This window comes from Singulisphaera chitinilytica (genome assembly GCF_049331405.1).
Lineage (GTDB): Bacteria > Planctomycetota > Planctomycetia > Isosphaerales > Isosphaeraceae > PoT.
Genome location: NZ_CP186274.1, coordinates 7,425,237 through 7,448,200 on the forward strand (window position 1 = coordinate 7,425,237; position 22,964 = coordinate 7,448,200).

The following is a 22,964-nucleotide window of genomic DNA, read 5'->3' on the forward strand; positions in this document are numbered from 1 at the left end:
TCGTATCCATGCGCCTCGAAAATTTGCCCCGGTCCCGGGAATGGGCGTAAGATAACACTATTCAAGGTTCGACCACGCGTCGGCCGGGCCGCAATGCCATTCGCAGCGCTCGAGGTGCAACATGAAACGACTCTGGCCGGTCGCTTACGTCCTGATCGCGTCGACGAGTCTCACCCTGGTGGCCTTTGCCCAGGACCCCTCGTCGTCGACCACGACCACCAATCCGTCGGCGACCACGCCCACGCCCGCCAAGAAGGCCGTGACGCGTACGCAAGCCCGCCAGAGGCGGAGCATCGTCCATCACTACCCGTACCCCTATCCGGGCTACTACCATAGCGACCGGAACGCGGGTTGGAGGAATCCGGGGGGCGTCGGCCGATACGGTGATTACTATCCGGCCGGTGATCGTTTCCAGGCCAACGACAACGTCGAGCGTGACCCCGTCAGCCCGGCGACCTTCGGCAACGGCGGCATACCCTCGCGGGATGAGCAGCTCCAGGCGCAGCAGATCGGCGTCCAGAAGGATCGGGTCATGCAGGATCATATCGACAACTATGCACGGCCTTACTACGGGTACGGCTTCGGCGTCGGTTATTTCGGCGGCTACTACTGAGCCAAGAGGCCCGGAGATCCGTCTCGTAGGCGATCGAAAACGAATGGGCCTGGGGAGTCGTGGACTCCCCAGGCCCATCGCGTTTCGAACCCACGCTTTGGATTATTCCTCCTCGATACCCGCGCGTGCCTTGGTCCAGCGGTCGACGATGGTGTGCTGGACGTTGGGAGGGACGGGCTCGTAAGAGTTGAACTCCATCGTGAACGTCCCCTGCCCGCCCGTCATGCTCTTGAGGTCCGTCGCGTACCGAAGGACCTCGCTGAGGGGTACGTTCGCCTGGATCGTCTGGATCCCGCCCGACTGGGTTTCCATGCCGGTGATGTGGCCTCGTCGTGTGGCGAGGTCGGCCGACACGTCGCCGAATTTCTCGAGCGGGACATTCACCTCGAGGTTCACGATCGGCTCGAGGAGCACGGGCCTGGCGTCATTGAAGGCCTTCCGGAATGCGGCGGCTGCGGCCGTCTTGAAGGCCTGCTCCGAGCTATCGACCGCGTGGTAGGAGCCGAAGAAGACTTCGGCCTCGACGTCCACGACCGGGTTCCCGGAGATGACCCCCTTCTCCAACTGTTCCCGGATCCCCTTCTCCACCGCCGGGATGTACTGGCCGGGGATGACCCCCCCCTTGATCGCGTCGACGAAGCGGAAGCCCTCGCCGCGGGCCCTGGGCCGGATTCGGAGCTGCACGTCCGCGAACTGACCCCGGCCTCCCGTCTGCTTCTTGTGACGATGGTGCGACTCGGACTCGCCCGAGATGGTCTCGAGGAACGGGACGTGGGGAACATGAGTGTTGACGTCGAGCTTGAACCGGCTCTTGAGCCGATTCTGGATCACGTCGAGGTGCAACTCGCTCATGCCCGAGATGACCAATTCGTGCGTCTGGGAGTCGCGTCGGAAGGTGAAGGTCGGATCCTCGTCGGCAATCTTGGTGAGGCCGGCGGAGATCCTCGGCTCGTCCTCGCGGGTCTTGGGCTCGACCGCCCTGGGGACCATCGGCGTCGGGAACCGGATCGGCTTCATGACGAGGTGGGTCGCGTGGCCGTTGCCCGCCGCCGTGACGGTGTCGGAGATGTGCAAGTCGTCGAACTTGGTGACGGCGATGATGTCGCCGGCGATCGCCTCCTTCACCTCTTCCTGGGTCTTCCCTTGGAGCCGATAGATGTGGCCGGGCTTGCTCGTCTTGCCGGTCCGCATGTTGAGGAACGTCGTGTCGCTGGCCACCCGGCCCGAATGGATGCGTAGGAAGCACATCTTGCCCATGAACAGGTCGTTGGTCGTCTTGAAGACCTGGGCGACGAGCTCCCCGTCCTCGTGGGGTTCGAGCTCGACCTCGGAGTCCGCCTCGTCGTCCCGAGAGGCCATCCGGTGGACGTCTGTCGGGTTCAACGTGCAGGTAGAGAGGAGTTCCAGTAGTTCTCTCAGGCCGATGTCCTTGCGGGTGGAGACGCAGACGATCGGCACGAGCTGGCCCGAGGCGATGGCGTGACAGGCGGCGGTTCTCAACTCGTCGAGGGGGAGTACTTCGCCTTCGAGGTATCGGTTCATGAGGTCTTCGTCGGTCTCGACGATCTGCTCGACGACGAGCTGATACGCCTCGGCCGGGTGCATCGGGCATCCTTCGGGGACGTCTTCCGGCGGGTTCAGGGCGTCGATGACCCTGGTGAAAGAAGAGCCCAGGCCGTCGGGGACGAAGAAGGGGACGCACTGGGGGCCGAACGCCTCGCGAATGTTCTCGAGCACTCCCATGAAGTTGACGTTGTCGCCGTCCATCTTCGTGAGCGCCAGGAGTCGTCCGAGCTTGAGCCTGGTGGCTTCCTGGAAGATCTTGCGCGTGTTGAACTCGACTCCCGCCGAGGCGGCGATCGTGAGCACGACGTTCTCGACCGCGGCGAGCCCGCTCAGGGCGTTGCCGATGAAGTCGGGATATCCGGGGGTGTCGATCAGGTGGATCTGCTTGTCTTCCCACTCGAGGTGGACGAGGTGGGAGTCGATGGTGAAGTGGCGACGTCTCTCCTCGTCCTCGACGTCGCAGATACTCGTCCCGTCATCGACCGAGACGCGACGGTCGATGGCGCCCGCGGTATAAAGTAGGGCGTCGGCAAGGCTTGTCTTGCCCGACGCCCCATGTCCAGCAAGGGCAATGTTCCGGATGTCGCTGATGTGATAGGTCGTGGTCATGGCGTCTCGACTCCCTTTGCGATTGGGTTGAGCTTACCGCCTTGGACCGGCGACCAGAGCACCCGGAAAGGAGGCGAGACGCACGAGGCTCGCCTAGGGTGCGATGGAATGATCGCCGGCCCGCTCCCGGGCTTCGCGTAGCCCGAAGCGACCGTCATAGAGGGCACGCCCGACGATGCATGCCGCGATCGGCAAGGCCGCCAGGTGGGCCAGATCCTCCAAGCTGCCGACTCCCCCCGATGCGATCACCGGGTTCTTGAGGCGCAGGGCGAGCGCTCCCGTCGTGGCCAGGTTCGGCCCTTCGAGCATCCCGTCGCACGCGATGTCGGTGTAGACGACGCCGCCGAGCGGCAAGTCGTCGAATTGCTCGGCCAAGGCTGTCGCCTCGACCGACGAGACGTCGAGCCACCCTTCGGTGGCGACCCGGCCGTCCCTGGCGTCGAGCCCGAGGACCAGCCGGCTCGGGTATTTGAGGGCCATCGCGCGGAACCAGGCCGGGTCCTTGAGCGCCTGGGTGCCGACGATCACCCGCTCCAAACCGGCATCGAGCCAGGTCGCGATCGTCTCCTCGTCGCGCACGCCGCCGCCGAGCTGGCAGGGGACTTTGACACGGCCGAGGATGGAACGGACCGCCTCGATATTGACGGGACGCCCGGCTTTGGCGCCGTCGAGGTCGACGAGATGGATGCGGCTCGCCCCCTCCGTCTCCCAGCGCGCGGCCATGGCCGCGGGATCATCACCGAAGATGGTCTCTTGGTTATAATCCCCTTGGCGGAGACGTACGCAGCATCCACCCCTGAGGTCGATGGCAGGGATCACTTGCATGATCTTCACCAGAGCTTCCGCGACCCTTCAAGTAAATTCACTCTAGCCGCGCCGGCGCGGGGTCGCAAGGACCATTCGCTCCGGCATCCGAGACGAGGGTCGTCGTCAAAGGGCGGCGAAATTGGCGTACATGGCAAGGCCCACACGCTGGCTCTTCTCCGGGTGGAACTGGCAGGCCATGAGGTTGTCTTGCCAGACCATGGCCGTGAAGGGCTTGGGGTGATCGGCCTCGGCGGCGACCACCTCCCGATCTTCGGGGACGGCGTGGTAGGAGTGGACGAAATAGACGGAGGGATCGGGCTCGAGGCCGGCCAGCAGGGGGGCCGGCTTCCGGACTCGCAGGTTGTTCCAACCCATGTGCGGGATCTTGATGCCGGGAGACGGGTCGAACCGGACGACGCGGCCCCGGATGAGGCCGAGCCCCTCATGACGGCCGTCTTCCTCGCTGACGTCGAAGAGGAGTTGCAGGCCCAGGCAGACCCCGAGGCAAGGCTTTCCGGCGTTCGCCGCGTCCTTGAATGCATCGCCGAGCCCAGTGCGTCTGAGTTCGGCCGCCGCGTCGGCGAAGGCTCCCACGCCGGGGAGGATCACTTTCTTCGCGTTACGGACCCGGTCGGGGTCCGAGCTGATCTCCGCCGCGTGCCCCACCGCTTCGAAGGCCTTCTGGACGCTCCGAAGGTTGCCCATCCCGTAGTCGATGATGACGATCATGGTTCCTGCTTCAATGACGACCGAGCCTTTGCCTCGGCAACGATGGTACCAGGAGTCCTCGTCGGTCGCCATCGCACGAGGCGGAACCTCCAGGGCTGGATGACGTTTCGTCCAGCCTCGGGCCGCCCGGGAGTGTTGAAGGGCCGACACCAAAGGCGGAGGCTCGACCGACCTTGGAGGTTCGTGTTCAGGCTCGGATCAGCGCGTCGTCTGGGACGGCTCCGAGGTCCCCTTCGCGACGGGGAGCCACTTGCCGGGGTCGTCGAAACGAGTGTCGGTGTGGCCGCTCGACTCGGACTTCGGGCGCATCCTTGGACGTGGCGGCGGGATTTCCTCATCCTCGTCAAGGTCGATCGGCTCTTCGATCCGGTTCGGGATCTGGGCGAACGGCGGCTTGCGCTTCTTCCGGCTGGATTGGCCGGCGGGGATGGTGGTCGCCGAATCCGGGTCGTCGGCCGAGCGTCTCGAGGTCTTGGTACGGATGTCCTCGGCGTCGATGCCGTGCTTGCTCAGCTCGTAGCGGGCGTTATCGAGCCGGGCCTTGAGGTCGCCGTTGTCCGACTGCTCCTGGACGAGCTGGTCCTCGATCTCGCGGTTCTGCTCCTTGAGCTGGGCGACCTCGGTCCGTAGCGACTCGTTCCGGAACTCGAGCTGGCTGACGCTCGTCTTGAGCGAGCCCAGCATCGCTTGCCGGGGGAACAGGCTATCCGTCTGGGCGCAGCCGGACAGGACGCCGGTGGCGATCAGGAACGGGGCGATCTTGCGAGCATGGCCGGTCAACATCGGAGAAACCTGGCCGACTTCGGCGTAGCTGGAGTCAAGGACGAGTCCGCAGTCCCATCAGGACCAATGCGAGTCGGAAAAACCATCCGACGTCTTGGCGGCGTAATCCGAAGGGGGACGTTCCTCATTCAAATCCGCGGAACGGTCGTTGGCCCGGGTTCCCTCCCAGGTCGGCTGCTGACCCGGATTGCGACGACGCTTCAACGTGTGGATCAGGGTGAGGGTCAGGGCCGAGACGACCGCGCCGACGAGGGCGCTCAGGAGGATGATCAGGCCGAGCGAACTGGAGAAATTCCCCAGGCCGAACGGGAAAGCCACGGTCACCGGGGCGTTATTCGCCCAGACGAACCAGAGCATCATGCCGAGGACCATCGCCAGCGCGACGAGCTTGCGATAGATCCAGAAATTTTTCACGATCGATGGACGACGCCCTTTGTAGGGGGATTTCACGTTGCGCCTCCTCCGACTTCGTTGATCCGACGGGGTGGCCGCGTAAGTCACGGTTCGAGGCCCATCAGCCACAAGGGTAGCACGCGGAGCGTCTCGAAGAGCTCGCGGGCCCAAAGCGGCCAGAGCCATCTCCAGGAGAAAACGAGCGCGACCGCCGCCATGCTCAGGTAAGGCCCAAAGGGGAGTTCGCGGTCGGCGCTCGAGGATTTCTTCCCGCTCAGAACTTTGCCCACATATTTCACGAGTTTCCAGAGGGCGTGTGCGATCCCCAGGAAGGGCCCGAGGAAGAAGGCCAGGACCGCGGCCTGCCAGCCGAGGAAGGCGCCGATCATCGCCATGAGCGTGACGTCGCCGAATCCCATCGCCTCCCTGCGGAAGATCACCGAAGCCGTCTGCCTGATGAAGAACGGGACCCCCCCGCCGACGATCAGGCCGATCATCCCCACCCAGAATCCGCCCCAGGGAGTCGTCGCCGTCGCCGGTTCGAGGCGAATCCAGGGGCAGATGGTGCCCATGACGAGCGCGGTCACCATCCCGAGGACCGTGACCTCGTCGGGGATGATCATGAGGTCATAGTCGATGAACGTCGCCGTCACCAGTAGCGCGATCAGGATCGCGTGGAAGAACAAGACGGCGAAGCTGGTGAGCGGGACCTCACCTGCCCAGGTCCTCGGCCCGAGGACCACTTCCACGACGTACGTGATCGTGAACAGCAGACCGACCAGGGCTTCGACGAGCGGATATCGGCTCGAGATCGGGTCCCCGCAGCCCCGGCACTTACCGCCCAGGAGCACCCACCCGAAGATGGGGATGTTGTCCCTGGCGGCGATCGAGTGCCAGCACTTCAGGCAATGCGACCCCGGCCAGATCACGCTCTTCTGCCAGGGGAGGCGGAAGACGCAGACGTTGATGAAACTGCCGACGACGGAGCCGAGGGCAAAGATCCAGGCGCCAATCAGGAGTATGACCCACCACGTCAATGGCACGATTTAAGCCCCGACCCCCGTCACGTCGTCGATCGAAGTCTCAAGGAACGCTGGATTCAGCAGGCGTCGACCAGGATTCGAGGATTGCCGTAGCGACCTCTTCGGGGGTCTTCCCCGCCGTCTCAACGACTAGGTCGGCCACTTCCTCATAGAGCGGCGTCCTGGCCTCAAGGACCTGGGCGAGCTCGTCGATTGTCCCGGCCGAGGTCAAGGCGGGTCGACCGGCCAGCCCTCGAGAGTCGGACCTCAAGCGATCCGCCAGTTCGGACGGAGCCGCCACGAGCCAGACGATGAAACCGAAGGAGCCGAGTCGCGCCCGATTCGTCTCGCGGAGGACGGCTCCTCCTCCCGTCGCCACGATCGTCCCCGGGCGTCCGGTGAGGTCGGCCAGGATGGTCTCCTCCCAGTCTCGGAAGGCCCCCTCCCCCTGCTCCTCGAAGATCGCCCGGATGGACGTCCCTGATCTCGCCTCTATCTCGTGATCGGCATCGGCGAACGGCCACCCCAGTCGTTCGGCCAAAATCCGCCCGACGGTCGATTTTCCGGTCCCTCGCAGGCCGACGAGGGCCAAACCCTGACGTTTGTGACGCATGCTCATGATTCGCGGATCGCACCGAGTTTGCGCTGGAGGACGCCTCGCATGACGTCCTGGGGCGCGTCCTGCCCCGTGTAGAGCTTGAACTGCTCGGCCGCCTGGCGCACGAACATCTCGACCCCGGTCACAACCCCGCAGTCGCGCTCGCGGGCGAGCTTGAGGAACATCGTGTTCTCGGGGTGGTACACCGTGTCGAACGCGATCATGCCGGGCCTGCTGAACGTCGCGGGGGGCACCGGCGTGTCGTCGACGTTCGGGTGCATCCCGACCGGGGTGCAGTTGATGATGACGTCGGCGATGGTGCTGGCCCGCTGCGACCAGTTCAGGACGCGGCAACCGACCTCTTCCGCCAGGGCGGCGGCTCGCTCCTCGTGGCGGTTGGCGATCTGGAGGTGCGCCCCTCGCCTGGCGACGCCGAAGGCGATCGAACGCGCCGCGCCGCCGGCCCCCAGAATCAGGATCTGCTTCTCGTCGAGCGGGCTCGCCGAGCCTGTCGCGCCCGCAGCCCGCATGGCGTTCTCCAGCGAGTCCATCGCCGCGCGATAGTCGGTGTTGTAGCCGATCTTCTTGCCGTCTTTCGGGATCAGGGTGTTGCAGGAGCCGGTGCGCTCGACCGCCCCGTCCTTCTGGTCGAGCAATTTGACGAGCTCTTCCTTGTGCGGGATCGTGACGCTGAACCCCTTGATGTCGAGCCAGGCGAGTTCCTTCAGCGACTCGGCCAACCTGCCCGCGGGGACGTGGATCGGGACGAGGACCTTGTTGAGGCCCAGGTGCCGGAACGAAGCGTTGTGGATCGCCGGGCTCAGGCTCTGCTCGATCGGGTCGCCGATGACGGCATAGACTTCCGTGTCCGCGTTGATCTCGTCGTAGAAGTAATCACGCTTGAGCGTCTGGAACTTAAGCATGCCGGGCGCAAACGTGCGTTCCGGGTTGAACCCCGCATAGGTGAAGGGGGATCCGTACTTCGCGTTGAGGACCCGCGTGAAGGCACCGACCGCTCCCATGGCGATCAGGACGGTCGGCACCTTGGCCTTCTTCCCGAGGGCGAGGACGCGGCTGGCGTCGCCCAGGCTCGCGGCGCTCGTCGCGACCTTGACGACGTCGGCGTCGATCTCGTCGCACTGCTCGGCGATTTGCTCGATGTCCGCGGGGGTCTTCTTGAGGTTGTGGTAGCTGATGATCCGCTTGGTCTTGCCGTAGCGGCGGATCTTGGGGGCGATGTCGACTTCGAGGTCGACGTAGTCGACCCCCATCGCGATCGCCTCCCGGAGCAACTGCTGCCGCTTCTCCTCGTTCCCGCGCCAGAGCCCGCCGTCGGCGCTCCGCCTCAGCGTGAACACGATGGGCGTGAGCCGTTTCGACAGGATCCTCTTGAGGTCCGGATCGCGCCTGAGGCAATCGATCCGGAGTTCGACCAACTCCGCGCCTGCCTCGGCCGCCGCTTTCCATTCCTCGGCCAACGACGAATGCCGGCCACGACCGATCGTCACACAGATCATCGCCAAACTCTCCAACAACGAGTCACGTTCGTCGGGCGACGTCCGTGAGGACCCAGCCTGATTTTAAGGCAACGGGATGCGGATGCGGAAGGGGGACACATCGGGCAATTTGTGAGGGTAAGTCCAATCGCGGGGCAAACGTAAGCGTGGCGAGCTTCCGGACGACCCGGCACCAGGGATCGCTCAAGGCCCCAGGATCGAGGCGTCACACCTTCGCGTACTATCGATGTGACGCCTGCCGGCTCACCCGACCCGAGCACCCCGCCCCGGGATCTCAGAACCAGCCTAGCCCACTCGTGCGAAAACCAAGGACCATTATCGCAGGATCATTTGAAATCATAACACCTTCGCCGCGGGTCGACCTCTCGAAGTCCTCGATCGTACCCGGCTCAAAGGACGTTGACGACGCGCGGCGGCTGAAGGACGACTCAGCCGAGCCTGCCGAATTGACGTTCCAACTCGGATTTGGTGAACACGAGTGCTGTCGGCCGGCCGTGTGGGCAATGGTGTGAATCGGCCACGAGGTGCCGGCGCTCCAGCAGGGCCGCGACCTCCTCGGGCGAGAGCTTCTGCCCCGCCTTCACGGCCGCCTTGCAGGCGATCATGTGCAGCAGCTCGGCGAGGATCGCGTCGCGCGTGGGAGGCAAAGGGCTGCTCCGCAGATGCTCGGCCAGGTCGCGGAGCAGGCGGTCGGGCGCGACCTGGAAGAGCATGGTAGGAGTCGTCGTCACCGCCACCGTGTCGCCGCCGAAGGGCTCGATCTCGAGTCCCAGGCTGCCGAGCAACTCGCGGTGTTCGAGCACGGCCGCGGCCTCGGCGGCGGAGAGGTCGACGGGTTCCGGGACGAGCAGACGTTGGCTCTCGACGGCCCCGCGCCGGACGCGGTCGCGGAGTTCCTCATAGAGGATCCGCTCGTGGAGGGCGTGCTGGTCGATGACCATCATCCCCTCGTTGGTCTCGGCGATCAGATAGCTGTCGTGGACCTGGAGCGCCCTCGTCGGGAGTCCTTCGGGCAGGATGTCGCGGGCCTGGATCGGTGGTGCGGCTTCGGGTTCCTGGTTCGAGCCAGTTTCAGGCGCAGGAGCCTCGACGCTTCCCGAGGCCACACCTTCGGCCGCGAACTCGTCGAACTGCGTGTGGTTCTGAGTCGGGACGGCCTGCGGCAGGTTCCTGGCCCACTCGGGCTGGGTTGGACCGCCCGCATAGCCGGGGGTTGGGAATGACTGGAAATTTGGGGTCCCGCCCGAGGAAAACCAGGACGAGACCATTTGCCGATCGGGAGTCCTCTCCTCGAGCCGGAACTTCGAGGTCGATTCCGCGGAGATCGGGCTAACCGGCAAAGTCGGCGCGGGGATGTCGAGCGGTCGAGTTGCCGAGGTCCCCTGCTCCGGCGGCGCCTGGAGCCTGGAATGGAGGTCGCTCGCGAGGAAGGTCTTGCGGACCGTGGCGAGGAGCTGGCTGTAGATCCGGGGCCCGTCTCGGAATCGGACCTCGACCTTCGTCGGGTGGACGTTCACATCCACCTGATCCGGGGGGAGTTCGAGGTTGAGGAACGCGACCGGCAACCGCCCGACCATCAGCAGGCCGCGGTAGGCCTCCGACAGGGCATGACCGAGCGATCGGTCCCGCACGAATCTGCCGCCGACGAAGAGGAATTGTCCCTTGGCGCTAGATCGGCTCTGCGACGGGTGGGCGACGTATCCCCAGAGGTGGACCGGGTCCATCTGGCTCTCGATCCAAAGGAGCGAGTCCGCCAGTTCCTGCCCGAAGAAGACCGCGATCCGCTCCTTGACCCCGGTCACCGCCGGGAGGTCGTGGACGAGCTTGCCCGAAGATCGGAATGTGAGCCGGACCGTCGGATGCGCCAGGGCGATCCTGGCGAACATATCCGAGACGTGGGCCGCCTCGGTCGAATCCGACTTGAGGAACGTGCGGCGGACCGGCGTGTTCTCGAAGAGGTTCCGGACCTCGATCACCGTGCCTTCAGGGCCTCCGATTTCCTTGATCGGGCTAGCGACACCGAAGTCGATCGCGAGTTCATGACCGATCGCCGAGTCGGTCTGCCTCGACTGGCAGCGCACCCTGGAGACCTCGGCGATGGCGGCGAGGGCCTCGCCCCGGAACCCGAGCGTGGCGATCCGGAAGAGATCCTCGGCCTCGACGAGCTTGCTCGTCGCGTGCGGCGTGAAGGCGAGCGGCAGGTCGTCGACCGACATCCCTTTGCCGTTGTCCGCCACCCGGATCAGATCCTTGCCCCCGCGCTCGACCGTCACGTCGATGCGGGTCGCCCCCGCGTCGATGGCATTCTCGAGCAGTTCCTTGACGACGCTCGCCGGACGCTCCACGACCTCGCCAGCAGCGATCTGATTGATGACGGACGGGGGTAGCTGCCGGATGATGCCCATGACGGTCCTCCAGAAAGGCGTATCATGCGATTATACCTTCGGATCGCCCGTCCATAAAACCGAGGGTGCATCCGGCCGTTGATTGCGTGCAGGTTCGTCCCCGTTTGATCGGGCTGTGGGCACGCCGCGATGAGATTCGTCGCACGCCAGGGCATGGAAGACACCAGGACTCAGGCATGGTGCATCCCGCCTCAGCCGATCCCGTACTCTTTGAGTTTGCGATAGAGCGTGCGTTCGCCGATCCCGAGGAGCTTGGAGGCTTCCTCGCGGTTCCCGTTCGTCATCTTGAGCGTCTCGGCGATGTAGTACTTCTCGACCTCTTCGAGCGGTCGCCCGACAAGTCCGGAGTTTGCAGCGGTGGCGACTTCCCCGGCGCCGGCCGTCGTGGACAACTGGATGTCCTCGGTGAGGTCGTCAACGTCGAGGATGCCGTCTGAGTCGATGACGATCATGCTCTCGATCGTGTTCTTCAACTCGCGGACGTTCCCCGGCCAGGGGTGGGCCATCAGGGCCTTCCGGGCGGCGGGGGTGATCGATGTGACCGGCTTCGCGTGTGAGGCGGAGAACTCCTTCATGAAGAAGTCGATCAGGAGCAGGATGTCCTCGCGCCTCTGCCGCAAGGGCGGGAGCTTGACGCTCACAACCTTGAGCCGATGGAAGAGATCCTGGCGGAAGGCCCCCGTGCTGATCGCCTCGTTCAGGTCGCGATTCGTGGCCGAGATCAGGCGCACGTTCACCTTGATCGGGTCGCTGGTGCCGACCCTGACGATCTCGCCCGACTCGAGTGCCCGCAGGAGTTTGACCTGAGTCGAGAGTGGGATATCCCCGACTTCGTCGAGGAAGAGCGTCCCGCCGTTGGCGTGCTCGAACCACCCTTTGCGCTCGCGATCCGCCCCGGTGAAGGCCCCCCGGATGTGGCCGAAAAGCTCGCTCTCGAGGATGTTCTCGCTCAGGGCCGCACAGTTCAGCGGGACGAAGGGCTTGTAGCGCCTCGGGCTATTATTGTGGAGCGCCTTGGCGACGAGTTCCTTACCCGTGCCGCTCTCGCCCGTGATGAGCACGGTGGCCGATGTCGGGGCGATCTGACGTAGCCTGGCGACGATCGTGTGCATCGCCGGCGAGTTGCCGATGACCCCTTCGAAGCCGAAGCGTTCGTTGAGCTGGCGCTGGAGTTCGAGGTTCGAGCGCGCGAGACGCTGGGTCTGCGAGACTTTGTCGGCGACTGTCCGCAACTCGCTGATGTCGAGGGGCTTCGTCAGGTACGTCGTCGCGCCCGCCTGCATGGCGGTCACGGCCGTCTTGACGGTGCTGTGACCGGTCAGGATGACGATCTCGGCGTCGGGGAGTTCGCGCTTGGCCTTGCCCAGGACCTCCAGCCCGTCGACTCCGTCCATGATGAGGTCGGTGACGATGATGTCGAAGGTCTGTTCTTCGATCAGCAGGAGGCCGTCCCTGCCGCTGGTGGCGACGACGCACTCATAACCGACGCGCTCGAGGCTCTCGGCTACGGCCTCGGCGTGAGGCGCGTCGTCGTCGACCACGAGGACGCGGATTTGTTGGTCCATCGGCCCTCAGCCCTTGTCGGAAGGAATTACGAATGCGGCCTGGCGATCGGGAGCCGGACGCTGAACTGAGACCCTTTGCCGAGTACGCTCTGCACGCCGATCGTCCCGCCGTGGGCCTCGACGATCTTGCGCGTCGTGGGGAGCCCCAAGCCGCTCCCCCCCGGCCTCGTCGTGTAGAAGGGGTCGAACAGGCGTGTGCGAGTCTCCTCGGTCATCCCCTTACCCGTGTCGATCAGGTCGATGACATTCCAGTCCCCCTCGCGATGAGTCTTCACGATAAGCTCGCCGCCGTCGGGCATGGCGTGCTCGGCGTTCAGGAAGAAGTTCAGGAGTGCTTGCTTGAACAGATCCTTGTCCAGGAGGACTGGCGGGAGCGACGGGGAATACTGGGTCCTGATGACGATCCCCTTCGTCGTCGCCGTCGGCTCGTAGAAGTCGCGAAGCTCATCGATCACGTCGCTGAGGCTGGCTTCCTGCGTGTGGAGGGTCTGGACGTTGGCGAACCTGAGGAAGCTCTCGAGGATGTTGTGAAGCCGATGCGTCTCCTGGCGGAGCCGCTCAATCTTCTTCAGTACCCGCTTGTCCCTGGGCGTCTCGGGGTTCTCGAAATCCTCGGCGAGGAGGTCGAGATTCAGGCTCATCGTCGAGAGCGGGTTGCGGATCTCGTGTGCGAGCCCGCCCGCGAGCTGTGCGATCTCGGTATACTGCTCCCGCAAGCGGCGGTTGAGCTCCTGGTCATCGGGCTCCGCTTCGAGCATCGAGACGGACGAGGAGCCGGAGTCGTGCAGATCCGGAGACGTTTTGCGAATGAGATCATCCATTGGCGGCACCCGCCGGAAGGACGGCACTCGTTTCGTTAAGGGCCAGCAAGCCGGGGCGGAGGGACCTTGAAATCCGCCGCCCCTTTCGGAAGCGAAGCCGACTCGGGGATCCTACCGCAAGGAAGCGCGATGTTCGAGCGACGAACCCCCGAATTCGAACGGCACGGTCCCTAAAATGGGACCGTGCCTCAAAGTTGGGTTCGGATTGGTTCGGTCGGCGAGGGTCGTAGGAGGGACGACCCTCGCGGAGCTCAGTCGCGATCCCTGGGACCGCGAGGGCCCCGGTCGCCGCCGCCACCGTAGCCGCCACCTCCGCCTGGGCCTCGACGAGGAGGACCGCCGGGGCCGCGGTCGGACGCCGGGGGGCGTTCCGAGGCGGGATGGGCCTTGGCATACTCGTCGACTTCCCCACGCTCGGCGAGGGCCGCCTTGCGGGAGAGCTTGACGCGATCCTGGTCGTCGACGGAGATCGCCTTCACCAGCATTGTGTCGCCGACCCGGCAGATGTCGGTGACGCTGCTGACGTAGCCTTCCGACATCTCGCTGATGTGGACCAGGCCGTCCTTGCCGGGGAGGATCTCGACGAACGCCCCGAAGTCCTTGATCGAGGTGACCCGGCCTTCGTAAATGCGGCCGATCTGGACCCCTTCGGTCATCGCCTGGATCTTGTCGCGGGCCGACTCCGCACCCTCGGCGGTATTGCTCGAGAGGGTGACGATGCCGCTGTCCTCGATGTCGATCTTGGCCCCCGTCTCCTCCTGGAGGCGACGGATGGTCTTGCCGCCAGGGCCGATGATCAAGCCGATCTTGTCGGGGTTGATCTGGATCTGGATCAGGCGAGGGGCGTTGCTGGAGATCTCTTCGCGAGGACGCTTGATCGAGCGGAGCATGGCCCGCAAGATTTCGAGCCGGGCCTCGTGGGCCTGGTCGAGGGTCTCGCGGACGATGTCTTCGGTGATCCCCAGATTCTTGAGGTCGAGCTGGATGCCCGTCACACCACGCTGGGTGCCGGCAACCTTGAAGTCCATGTCGCCGTAGTGGTCCTCGTCACCGATGATGTCGGTCAGGAGGACGTGACGACCGGTGCGCTCATCCTGCACTAGGCCGATGGAGATGCCACCGACCGGGTCGCTGATCGGGACGCCGGCATCCATCATGCTCAGGGTGGCCCCGCAGACGGAGGCCATCGAGCTGGAGCCATTCGACTCCAGGATGTCGGAGACGACGCGGATCGTGTACGGGAACCGGGTCGAGCCGGGCAAGATCGGGGCGACCGAACGTTCGGCGAGGGCCCCGTGTCCGATCTCTCGACGTCCGGGCCCGCGGATGGGCCGGACTTCGCCGACCGCGAACGAGGGCATGTTGTAGTCGAGCATGAACTTCTTGCTGTACTCGTTCATGATCCCGTCGACGCGCTGCTCGTCAGCCCCGGTGCCGAGCACGGTGGTGACCAGGGCCTGCGTCTCGCCTCGCTGGAAGATCGCCGAGCCGTGGGCACACGGCAGCAGGCCGACTTCGCAGTGGATCGGACGGAGGTCGCGAGGACCTCGGCCGTCAGGGCGGTTGCCGTCGAGGATTAATTCGCGGACGACGCGCTCTTCGATGCCGGAGAAGGCCGACTTCACCTGGGCGGGCGTGGTTTCGGTCGAGCCTTCGGGGCAGAATTCGGCGGTGATCCGCTTGAGCAGTTCCTTGGAGGCGGTGTTGCGATCGGCCTTGCCGTGGATCTGCTTGATACCGCGGAGCTCGTGGGCGAACCGCTCGTATAGGGTTTGCCGGAGCGGGTCGTCGGGCGTCTGGGGCGTCTCGAACGGGGGCAGGCCGAGGGCCGCGACGAGATCATGCTGGAGGGCGATGATCTCCTGGTTGTATCGATGCGCCGTCATGATCGCATCGAGCATCTCGGGCTCGGGGATCTCGTCGCCGAATCCCTCGATCATCACAATCGCACGATTCGTGCTTGCGACGACGAGGTCGAGGTCGCTATTGACCTGCTCCTCGGAAGTCGGCAGGACGATGAGCTCCCCCTCGACCCTGGCCAGTCGTACGGCGCCGATCGGGCCCATGAAGGGCACGCGAGCCAGCACCAGAGACGCCGAGGCACCGATGATCGACGGGACGTCCGCATCATTCTTGCGGTCGGCCGAGATCGGGCCCGCCTGGATCTGAACCTCTTCTCGGTAGGAATCGTGGAAGAGGGGACGGATGGGGCGGTCGATCAGGCGGGAGGTGAGGATTTCTTTGGTCGTAGGGCGACCTTCTCGCTTCATGAAGCCGCCCGGGAATTTGCCGGCGGCGTAGACTTTCTCGCGATAATCGACCGTCAAAGGGAAGAAGTCGAGTCCCTCGCGTCCGGGGCCGGCGACGGTCGCCACCAGGGTCATCGTGTCGCCGATTCGGACGACCACGGCGCCGCTCGCCTGCTTGGCGAGCCTACCGGATTCGATCGAGAGGGTTTTATTACCGATCGTACGTTCGACGGTTACGGGCTTCCGCGTTGCGAAAGGCGTGATTGACATGAACTCCACCTAACTTCGGCCAGCGTCGATCGGGGCGATACAGGCGAAGGGCCTCGAGCCAGCCATCTCACGACCTATTTCTCGAGGCGCAACATCAGCCGGTGACTTGACGGAAGGGTTCGAGAGGGGCCACGCGGAATCCTCGCGGCCCCCTTCGAGAATTTCCTGATATAGCTCGACGCCGAGCGCAGGGTGTCTCGGGAACCAATTGAAGTGGCCGAGAACCCTGAGATCCGGCGATCGGCCGCTTACTTGCGGATGCCAAGGCGGCCAATCACCTCGAGGTAGCTCTTCCGATTGGTCAGCCGCAAGTACTTGAGCAGGCTCGATCGCTTCGAGACCATCATCAAGAGACCCCTGCGGCTCGCATGGTCCTTGGCGTGGTTCTTGAAGTGCTCGGTCAGGTCGGTGATCCGTGCAGTCAGCAGAGCGATCTGCACTTCGGGCGATCCGGTGTCGGAAGTAGCCCGACCAAACGACCCGATGATTTCCTGCTTCTTCTCCTTCGTGATCGACATCGCACGCCCCAAAACCGCTGGCCTTGTACTCAAAGCCGTTCTTGAAGTTTTCTCAACACTCGAAGGGGTATACTCTAGGCAAAGAGCTCTCCGAATGCAATCCCCATGATGCGTGGGTTCACGGGGAAGGGTCCGATGGAGGCTGTGCAGCCGGTGCCATCTCCCGCATCGCCGCGATGCCCGCCCCCCATGTGAAGCCATGGAAGCTGTTTTTCCAGCGTCTCTGCACCGAGACGTGCCCCTTCCCGTCGACTTGCACGAGCGACAGCACCACGATCGCCACCAGCACCCCCGCCCCCCAGGTCGGCCAGCGGCTCGACCACCTGGAGGGCGAATGATCCGGGCTCAGAGCGATCAGCCTCGGGCCGAAGAGCATCAGTCCCATCGCCACCATCGCCGCACCGATGCACAGGATCAGGCCCAGTTTGAACCCGGCGGGCGAGTAGCGAAAAACAAGCGTATGCTTGCCGCTCGGCACGTATACGGCCCGAAAGGCCACGTAGGCCGGGTGGATCTCGACGGGCTTACCATCGATTGCGGCCGACCAGCCCGGGTCGAAGGTATCCGACAGGACAAGATAGGCGGGGCCGTTCGACTCCGTCTCGACCTCGATCTGCTCGGGGATTTCGCGAACGATGCGGGCCGTCCCCGAGACGGCGGCCTCCTCAGGAAGCGGTTTCTTGGGATCCTCGACCACGAGCCGATCACGCACCTCGGCCCCGAGATTCTGCAGGGACTTGAGGGCGTCGGCCTTGTCCTTGGCGTACACGGGGCGGCCGACGAGTCGGACTCGGGGGAGTGCGTTTGGATTCTTGACGATGTAAGCGACACCCGCCTGGGTGTATCGCGTGGACGTGCTCTGGGGCCGGAACGCGGTGAGGAAGTGCGTGACCCCTTCGAGGTCGTAGCGGCCTCGTCCCGGCTTCACCGTGTCCGTGTAGTTCAGGAGCCGCGCGGGGATGATGGGGGTTTCGCCTCGCGATGTTTTGAGGCCCCAGACCGGCGGTAGGCTCCAGTTGAGGGTGTCGCGGACGGGGAGGAAGTCGATCGGCTCCGAGGCATAGCCGGGCTCGCCGGCCGAGAGCTTGGCGTCGGCGAAGAGTCGCTCGAACGTTGGGTCGCGTTTCAGGACCGCCACGCTCGCTGGCGGCTTAGTCCAGTAGTCGGGAGTGATCGACGCGACGTCCGCGGAGTGAGATCCCAAAAGGTCAGCCAGGATCAGGACGGGAAGGCAGGCCGCGAGGCGTGATCGGGTGATGGGGTTGGTGGCTCGCGACGTGGATTTGGCGATGAGCCACGCCGTCCCCGCCAGCAAAGCCGTGCGGGCTGCCGCCACGCCAATCTCGACGGCCAGCCAGTGATAGCGGTTCTGGTGGTACTGGAGCGTCCACCGCTCTTTTCCCGACCAGATCGGGCTATAGGAATAGAGCAGAAGTGGGATCGATAGCAGGACCAACCAGATGGCCAACAACCCGGCGCCTCGGAGTCGTACGAGCCCAACACGACAAAGTCGGTCGACCCCTACCCCAGCCAGTGCGGCGATCGCGAACGAGAACCAGAGGTGATAACGCACGGGTATGCGTGAGCTACCGAAGACGGGGATGCGGTGGGCGAAGTCGAACAGGAACGTGAATTTGCCCAGCATCAGGATGCCCGAGAGCCCGGCGAAGAAGACCCAGAACGCGACCCAGCGGTCGCGGTAGGCCGCCCCTCCGACGACGGCCAGGCCCAGGGCGATCAGGCCGAGGTACGAGTCCATCTCGTGATAGGGGTAATAGCCGTCCATCCAGTCGGTGTCGCGGGCGCGGGTGCCGTGGGCCTCGCGGATCACGAGGGTCGGGAGCAATTCCGGGTGCCAGGAGCCGTAGGTCAGGTCGTTCCAGGTGAGGCCGCCGGCCCTTGGAGAGCGGTCGAGCAACTCCTTGGACGGGATCCATTGCACGGCCGCGATCCCGATACCGAGCCCGAACAGGCACCCCGTCAGCCCCAGGGTCACAATCCGTTGTTTCCAGGTCTCCTGCGTCGCGGCGCGGTAGAGGGTGTAGAACGAGACCATCCCGACCGTCAGGATCGTGTCCTGCAGGTGCCCCGCGAAGACCTGGCTGGCCATCGCCAGAGCCCCCAGGGCGATCGGCCAGAACCGGGCCCGCTCCCAGCCCACCTCGAGGGCCCAGACGATGAACGGGACGCTCGCGAGAGCGTTGATCATGCTCGTGTGGATGAAGTGGGCCCAGGTGAACCCGCCCACGCCGAAGATCGCGGCCCCAGCCAGTGCACCCGCGGGTCCGACGTGCCGCCTCAGCCAGCCATACGTGCCGAACCCCGTGAGCCAGATCGAGATCACGGTGTCGAGGTTGAACGCCTGCCAGGTCGGTAGCCACGGATAGATGAGATACTTCAGCGGGTGGAAGTAACCCGCCTGGCTTTCGCTGTAGAGCGGGAAGCCGCAGTAGAGCCCCGGCATCCAGCGAGAGAACCGGCCGAGGCGGAGTTCCTTGGCGAGGAAGTCGCGGTACGGATAGTTGATCTCGGTGATATCAAAATAGAAGAGGGCCTTCTGGAGCGTGACGACGTCCCAGAAGAAGATGACGATCGCGGCGGTCCAGCAGAGGAGGGCGAGCAGGTCTCCTCGGCCATAACGACTCGATTCGGGTCGCCAGGCCATTCCCTCATCCGCCGTGTCGGTCGACATCGCTCACGTTCCAAAGGTTAGGGCCAGGAGACGATCAGGAATCCGCGCTCGCGGGTCAGGAGCCGACCCCCGTCGCGCAAGGCCTTGTCCAGGAAGATCTGGGCCTCGGGCGCCGTCGGGCGTACGAGGAGGATTTTCGGATGCCTGGCTTCGTCGCGCGACGACTCGTCGGGGAACCGGTTGGGGAAGACGGGGTACGGCACGCCCTTGACGGCATGATTCGCGAGGAACGCGAGTCGATATACGTCCCAGTATCCGCCCAGGAACTCGCCGATTTCCGGATGGTCGTTGACCCAGGCCAGCGCCCGGTCGTTGGACGCCTTTCGAGTCGGCCGGCACCAGTCATCAATCCAACCGAAGCGAGTATACCAACGGGCCGTGTCGCAGGTCATGAGGAGGGCGAACACCAGGGCCCCCGCCGTCGCGACCCAACGCCCCCCCTTCCCCGCCGCCGACAGCCGACTCAGCGCATGTCCCAGTCCCAGCGACAACGGAACGAGGAGCCCGATGAGATAACGGTAGTTATCTGAATTGAAAATATTTCGATTTAAAAGGAAGCCGGCCAGAGTCGCGGCGGTCGAGATCGCCATCGCCAGGATCACGGCCCGCGAGGCCCCCGAACTCGTGAATCGCCCCGGTATCATCAGGCTGGTCAGCCCTAGGGCGAAGAAAATCAGGCTAACAGCGGTCACGCCGATGGCCAGCGGGTGCAAATCACTCCTGGCCTCGATCGGGGCCGAGGAGGACAGTGACGCGGGGCTGGGGTCGGACTGGAAGCCGAAGAGTCGGTGCCCGGCGACGAGCCGGGGCAAGCAGTCGAGAGTCAAGATCCTCGCGTGTTCGGCCAGGACGTCACCTTGATAGATCGGCTGGAACTGCTCGTTGTAGGCATCATACGGATCCACGCGTCGGCCAATTTCCCTGGGCAGGAGACCGACCAGGAGCGAACCCACGACGACGAGCCCCAGGACGAATCCGCGACGAGGAAATCCCGCAGAGCTCCAGGCAATGACGCCGGCAAAGATCAGGCCGGCGAGTGCCACCAGGAATAGTGAGTCGACCCAGAGGCCGAGCCCGCACCAAAGTCCCAGCGCGAGGGCGTCTCGGATCCTCCCGCGTGTCAGAACCGCATTAAACAAGGCAAAGGCCCCGGCATGCCACGCCACCGCCGTGAGGTGGCCGCCCGTCACTCGCCCCGAGAGCCAGATTGTTCCCGTCGAGACAAACGTCAAGGGGACGAGGCACCAGGATGCCGTGACCGGGCCGAAGAGCCCACGAGCCAGGAGAAACGTCAGCACAACGACCGCCAGGTAGGCGACGGTCCCTCCCGTCACGAGCGTCATGGGATTCGCTCCCCAGACGAGGGCCTGGGGGAGCGAGAAGAGGACCGGCAAGCTGCCGATATACGGCGTGCCCGGGTAGTGCCATCGCCAATGTCCTGCGACGGTGTCCTTGAGCGTCAGACCGTCCACGGCGAGGTCGCTGTCGAGGTGGGTCTGGGCGTTGAGGATCAGCGGGACGCGGATCGCGACCGTCCAGAGAAGGCTCAACGTCAGCAAAATCCAGGGCCAGTTTTTGGCCCCGACGGCGTCCTCCGATGTCTCAGTCATGAAGCATCGATTCCAGGCCCGCTCCAAACAGAAAATCCAGGAGCAGGATTCCGTCCTTCAAATCGACGAGAATCCTGCCCGGCGACTCGATCCCCGTCAGACGGCTCCGGCCATGGCCTCGAGCTGGATGATGGACCGGGTCTGCTCCTTGGCGAGATACTCGCGGCCCTTCTTCACGTGGATGTGATCCCAGGGGAGCACTTCCTCGAGCGGGCGTTGACGCTGGCTGTAGAAGGCGACGTCGATGCCGAGGTCGTCGAAGGTCTTCCACCAGCGCTTGACGTCGAAGTACTCGCTCCAGGCGTCGAGCCGGGCCCCGCGCTTCCAGGCCTCTTCAAGAGCCATGGCCACGCGACGATCGCCTCGCGTCAGGATACCTTCGAGCATGCTCCGCTCGATGTCGTGGCATTTCACGGTCACGGTGCGTAGCCTAACGCGAGAGCGCAGGTATTTGTGGGCCCAGTGGAGGTACTCGCGGGTCTGCATCCCGTTCCACTGATAGGGTGTGTGGGGCTTGGGGACGAAGTTCGAGACGCTGGCGACGACCTCGGCGTAGCGGCCCGTCACGTCCTTGCCGATCCAGGCGATCTTCTCGGCCATCTCGATGATGCCGTCGAGGTCTGCGGGGCGTTCGCCGGGGAGGCCGCACATGAAGTAGAGCTTCACCTTGCGCCAGCCGCGGCGGAAGGCCTCGGCGGCGCCGTCGTAGAGGTCCTGGTTATCGATGGGCTTGCGGATCTGCTCTCGCATGTCGTCGCGGGCAACCTCGGGGGCGAGGGTCAACCCACCACGACGCCCCTCGGCCAGCAGCGCGGGGATCTTCTTGAGCGTCTCGGTGATGCGGAGGCTCGGAAGCGAGATTTTGACCCCGAGGGGGGTGAAGACCTCGCTCATCCTGGTGACGAGTTCCTCGAAATGCGGATAGTCGCTCGACGATAGCGAAAGCAGGCTGATCTCGTCGTAGCCGGTGTTGTGATAGCTCTCGAGCGCGGACTTGACGATCGTCTCGACGGTCCGATAACGGAGCGGACGCTTGATGACGGTGCTCTGGCAGAAGCGGCACTGCCAGGGGCATCCTCGCATGATCTCGATCGCGATGCGGTCGTGTGCCGTCTCGACGAAGGGGAGGATCGGGGCCGTGGGGAGCGGCGTCCCTTCGAGGTCCTGGATCACGCAAGGCTTGATCGCGTCGGGCACGTCGTCGCGGAGCCGGACGATCTCGGTGATGATCCCCTCTTCGTCGTAATGGGGCTCATAGAAACGGGGGACGTAGGCCCAGTTCGCCTGTGAGGCAATCTTCGCGAGCTTGTCCTCACGCGAGAGGGTCGGATCCCCCTGCATGGACTTCCAGAGCTTGCAGACGAGCGGGAGGCTGGGCTCGCCGTCGCCGATGACGAACAGGTCGATGTAAGGGGCGAGTAACTCTGGGTTCTGGGCTCCCGGGCCGCCGGCGATGACCAGCGTGTCGTCCGGGCCGCGATCCTCGGCGCGAAGAGGGATCCCGCCCAGGTCGAGCATCGTCAGGACGTTCGTGTAGCAGATCTCGTACTGGAGCGAGAATCCGACGACGTCAATCTTATTGAGCGGCGTGAAGGTCTCGAGCGTGTAGAGCGGCAGGTTGTGTTCGCGGAGGGCCTTCTCGAAATCCGGCAGTGGGGTGAAGGCCCGTTCGCAGGACCACCCCTGCTGGTTCATCAAGCTATAGAGAACCTGGAGCCCGTGATGGCTCATGCCCAGGGAGTAGGTGTCGGGGAACGCCAGGCAGATCGTGCCCTTGGTCGTGCTGTGGTCTTTGCGGATGCTATTCAACTCACCGCCGACGTACTGGGCCGGCGTGGTGATGCTCGGCAAGATACGCGAAACCACGAAATTCTTGAGTTCTTGATTCAGCATGGTTCGAGGCTCCGCGACGAGAGGCAGGGGACGACGGCCCTGTTCCTGCCGAGGCATCCGTGTTGATTTCTTCCGAGACCGTTGAAGCCGGTGATCGTTCCCTTGCCGCGTCGCTTGGGCAGGAATTGCATCTTAACCTAAGTCGCCTGGGAACGAATAGGTACGCTCGTCAACCTGTCGATTTCGAGGACGCTGACTCTCCTCGAATCCCTTCGTTGTCGAGGGGCAGGTGAGGCTCAAGCCCTTCCGGAGGATTGTCCTGAGGGTGTACGATTGGGACTCATGACAGCAAGGAAGAGCGAAG

General features: G+C 64.4%; 17 protein-coding genes. 1 reads left to right on the top strand and 16 read right to left on the bottom strand.

Annotated elements, in window-relative coordinates:
• The first annotated feature begins 121 nt into the window (after nt 1-121).
• Nucleotides 122-613, top strand: coding sequence for a hypothetical protein (locus ACOYYX_RS28980; RefSeq protein ID WP_422926193.1), 492 nt, complete (start codon nt 122-124; stop codon nt 611-613).
• Between the two features lie 102 nt (nt 614-715).
• On the opposite strand, the gene fusA is transcribed toward ACOYYX_RS28980, so the two are convergent.
• From fusA to ACOYYX_RS29060, 16 genes are all read right to left on the bottom strand, one after another.
• Complete coding sequence (gene fusA, locus ACOYYX_RS28985) at nt 716-2,788, bottom strand: elongation factor G (protein WP_422926194.1); 2,073 nt, start codon at nt 2,786-2,788, stop codon at nt 716-718.
• Nucleotides 2,789-2,881: 93 nt separating this feature from the next.
• The gene (hisA, locus tag ACOYYX_RS28990; protein WP_422931670.1) at nt 2,882-3,613 is read right to left on the bottom strand and encodes a 1-(5-phosphoribosyl)-5-[(5-phosphoribosylamino)methylideneamino]imidazole-4-carboxamide isomerase; all 732 of its coding nucleotides are present in this window, start codon (nt 3,611-3,613) and stop codon (nt 2,882-2,884) included.
• A gap of 105 nt (nt 3,614-3,718) precedes the next feature.
• Nucleotides 3,719-4,324: an imidazole glycerol phosphate synthase subunit HisH gene (gene hisH / locus ACOYYX_RS28995; protein WP_422926195.1), complete on the bottom strand. Its 606-nt coding sequence runs from the start codon at nt 4,322-4,324 to the stop codon at nt 3,719-3,721.
• Between the two features lie 198 nt (nt 4,325-4,522).
• A complete protein-coding gene (locus tag ACOYYX_RS29000) occupies nt 4,523-5,107 on the bottom strand; it encodes a hypothetical protein (RefSeq protein ID WP_422926196.1) in 585 nt (194 codons plus the stop codon).
• Between the two features lie 57 nt (nt 5,108-5,164).
• Nucleotides 5,165-5,557, bottom strand: a complete 393-nt coding sequence (locus tag ACOYYX_RS29005; protein WP_422926197.1) for a lipopolysaccharide assembly protein LapA domain-containing protein — start codon at nt 5,555-5,557, stop codon at nt 5,165-5,167.
• Between the two features lie 47 nt (nt 5,558-5,604).
• Nucleotides 5,605-6,543 carry a prepilin peptidase gene (locus tag ACOYYX_RS29010; protein WP_422926198.1) on the bottom strand — a complete coding sequence of 313 codons (939 nt, stop codon included), beginning with the start codon at nt 6,541-6,543 and terminating at the stop codon, nt 5,605-5,607.
• Between the two features lie 40 nt (nt 6,544-6,583).
• Nucleotides 6,584-7,135, bottom strand: coding sequence for a shikimate kinase (locus tag ACOYYX_RS29015; RefSeq protein ID WP_422926199.1), 552 nt, complete (start codon nt 7,133-7,135; stop codon nt 6,584-6,586).
• Between the two features lie 2 nt (nt 7,136-7,137).
• Nucleotides 7,138-8,637 (bottom strand): shikimate dehydrogenase, encoded by a 1,500-nt coding sequence (gene aroE, locus ACOYYX_RS29020; RefSeq protein WP_422926200.1) that lies wholly within the window; start codon nt 8,635-8,637, stop codon nt 7,138-7,140.
• A gap of 428 nt (nt 8,638-9,065) precedes the next feature.
• Nucleotides 9,066-11,042 carry a DNA mismatch repair endonuclease MutL gene (mutL, locus tag ACOYYX_RS29025; protein WP_422926201.1) on the bottom strand — a complete coding sequence of 659 codons (1,977 nt, stop codon included), beginning with the start codon at nt 11,040-11,042 and terminating at the stop codon, nt 9,066-9,068.
• Nucleotides 11,043-11,233: 191 nt separating this feature from the next.
• Nucleotides 11,234-12,607, bottom strand: a complete 1,374-nt coding sequence (locus ACOYYX_RS29030; RefSeq protein WP_422926202.1) for a sigma-54-dependent transcriptional regulator — start codon at nt 12,605-12,607, stop codon at nt 11,234-11,236.
• Nucleotides 12,608-12,633: 26 nt separating this feature from the next.
• Complete coding sequence (locus tag ACOYYX_RS29035) at nt 12,634-13,428, bottom strand: two-component system sensor histidine kinase NtrB (RefSeq protein ID WP_422926203.1); 795 nt, start codon at nt 13,426-13,428, stop codon at nt 12,634-12,636.
• Nucleotides 13,429-13,679: 251 nt separating this feature from the next.
• A complete protein-coding gene (gene pnp, locus ACOYYX_RS29040; protein ID WP_422926204.1) occupies nt 13,680-15,947 on the bottom strand; it encodes a polyribonucleotide nucleotidyltransferase in 2,268 nt (755 codons plus the stop codon).
• A 248-nt stretch (nt 15,948-16,195) separates the two neighbouring features.
• On the bottom strand, nt 16,196-16,465 hold the full coding sequence (gene rpsO, locus ACOYYX_RS29045; RefSeq protein WP_422926205.1) for a 30S ribosomal protein S15: 270 nt from the start codon (nt 16,463-16,465) through the stop codon (nt 16,196-16,198).
• Nucleotides 16,466-16,583: 118 nt separating this feature from the next.
• The gene (locus ACOYYX_RS29050; RefSeq protein ID WP_422926206.1) at nt 16,584-19,157 is read right to left on the bottom strand and encodes a YfhO family protein; all 2,574 of its coding nucleotides are present in this window, start codon (nt 19,155-19,157) and stop codon (nt 16,584-16,586) included.
• A 17-nt stretch (nt 19,158-19,174) separates the two neighbouring features.
• Nucleotides 19,175-20,767, bottom strand: a complete 1,593-nt coding sequence (locus ACOYYX_RS29055; RefSeq protein ID WP_422926207.1) for a hypothetical protein — start codon at nt 20,765-20,767, stop codon at nt 19,175-19,177.
• 96 nt (nt 20,768-20,863) lie between these two features.
• The gene (locus ACOYYX_RS29060) at nt 20,864-22,660 is read right to left on the bottom strand and encodes a TIGR03960 family B12-binding radical SAM protein (RefSeq protein WP_422926208.1); all 1,797 of its coding nucleotides are present in this window, start codon (nt 22,658-22,660) and stop codon (nt 20,864-20,866) included.
• Between the last annotated feature and the right edge of the window lie 304 nt (nt 22,661-22,964).

Coding starts and splice junctions, on each gene's coding strand:
- ACOYYX_RS28980 (WP_422926193.1), top strand. CDS start 122: ATGAAACGACTCTGGCCGGTCGCTTACGTCCTGATCGCGTCGACGAGT.
- fusA (WP_422926194.1), bottom strand. CDS start 2,788: ATGACCACGACCTATCACATCAGCGACATCCGGAACATTGCCCTTGCT.
- hisA (WP_422931670.1), bottom strand. CDS start 3,613: ATGCAAGTGATCCCTGCCATCGACCTCAGGGGTGGATGCTGCGTACGT.
- hisH (WP_422926195.1), bottom strand. CDS start 4,324: ATGATCGTCATCATCGACTACGGGATGGGCAACCTTCGGAGCGTCCAG.
- ACOYYX_RS29000 (WP_422926196.1), bottom strand. CDS start 5,107: ATGTTGACCGGCCATGCTCGCAAGATCGCCCCGTTCCTGATCGCCACC.
- ACOYYX_RS29015 (WP_422926199.1), bottom strand. CDS start 7,135: ATGCGTCACAAACGTCAGGGTTTGGCCCTCGTCGGCCTGCGAGGGACC.
- aroE (WP_422926200.1), bottom strand. CDS start 8,637: ATGATCTGTGTGACGATCGGTCGTGGCCGGCATTCGTCGTTGGCCGAG.
- mutL (WP_422926201.1), bottom strand. CDS start 11,042: ATGGGCATCATCCGGCAGCTACCCCCGTCCGTCATCAATCAGATCGCT.
- ACOYYX_RS29030 (WP_422926202.1), bottom strand. CDS start 12,607: ATGGACCAACAAATCCGCGTCCTCGTGGTCGACGACGACGCGCCTCAC.
- ACOYYX_RS29035 (WP_422926203.1), bottom strand. CDS start 13,428: ATGGATGATCTCATTCGCAAAACGTCTCCGGATCTGCACGACTCCGGC.
- pnp (WP_422926204.1), bottom strand. CDS start 15,947: ATGTCAATCACGCCTTTCGCAACGCGGAAGCCCGTAACCGTCGAACGT.
- rpsO (WP_422926205.1), bottom strand. CDS start 16,465: ATGTCGATCACGAAGGAGAAGAAGCAGGAAATCATCGGGTCGTTTGGT.
- ACOYYX_RS29050 (WP_422926206.1), bottom strand. CDS start 19,157: ATGTCGACCGACACGGCGGATGAGGGAATGGCCTGGCGACCCGAATCG.
- ACOYYX_RS29055 (WP_422926207.1), bottom strand. CDS start 20,767: ATGACTGAGACATCGGAGGACGCCGTCGGGGCCAAAAACTGGCCCTGG.
- ACOYYX_RS29060 (WP_422926208.1), bottom strand. CDS start 22,660: ATGCTGAATCAAGAACTCAAGAATTTCGTGGTTTCGCGTATCTTGCCG.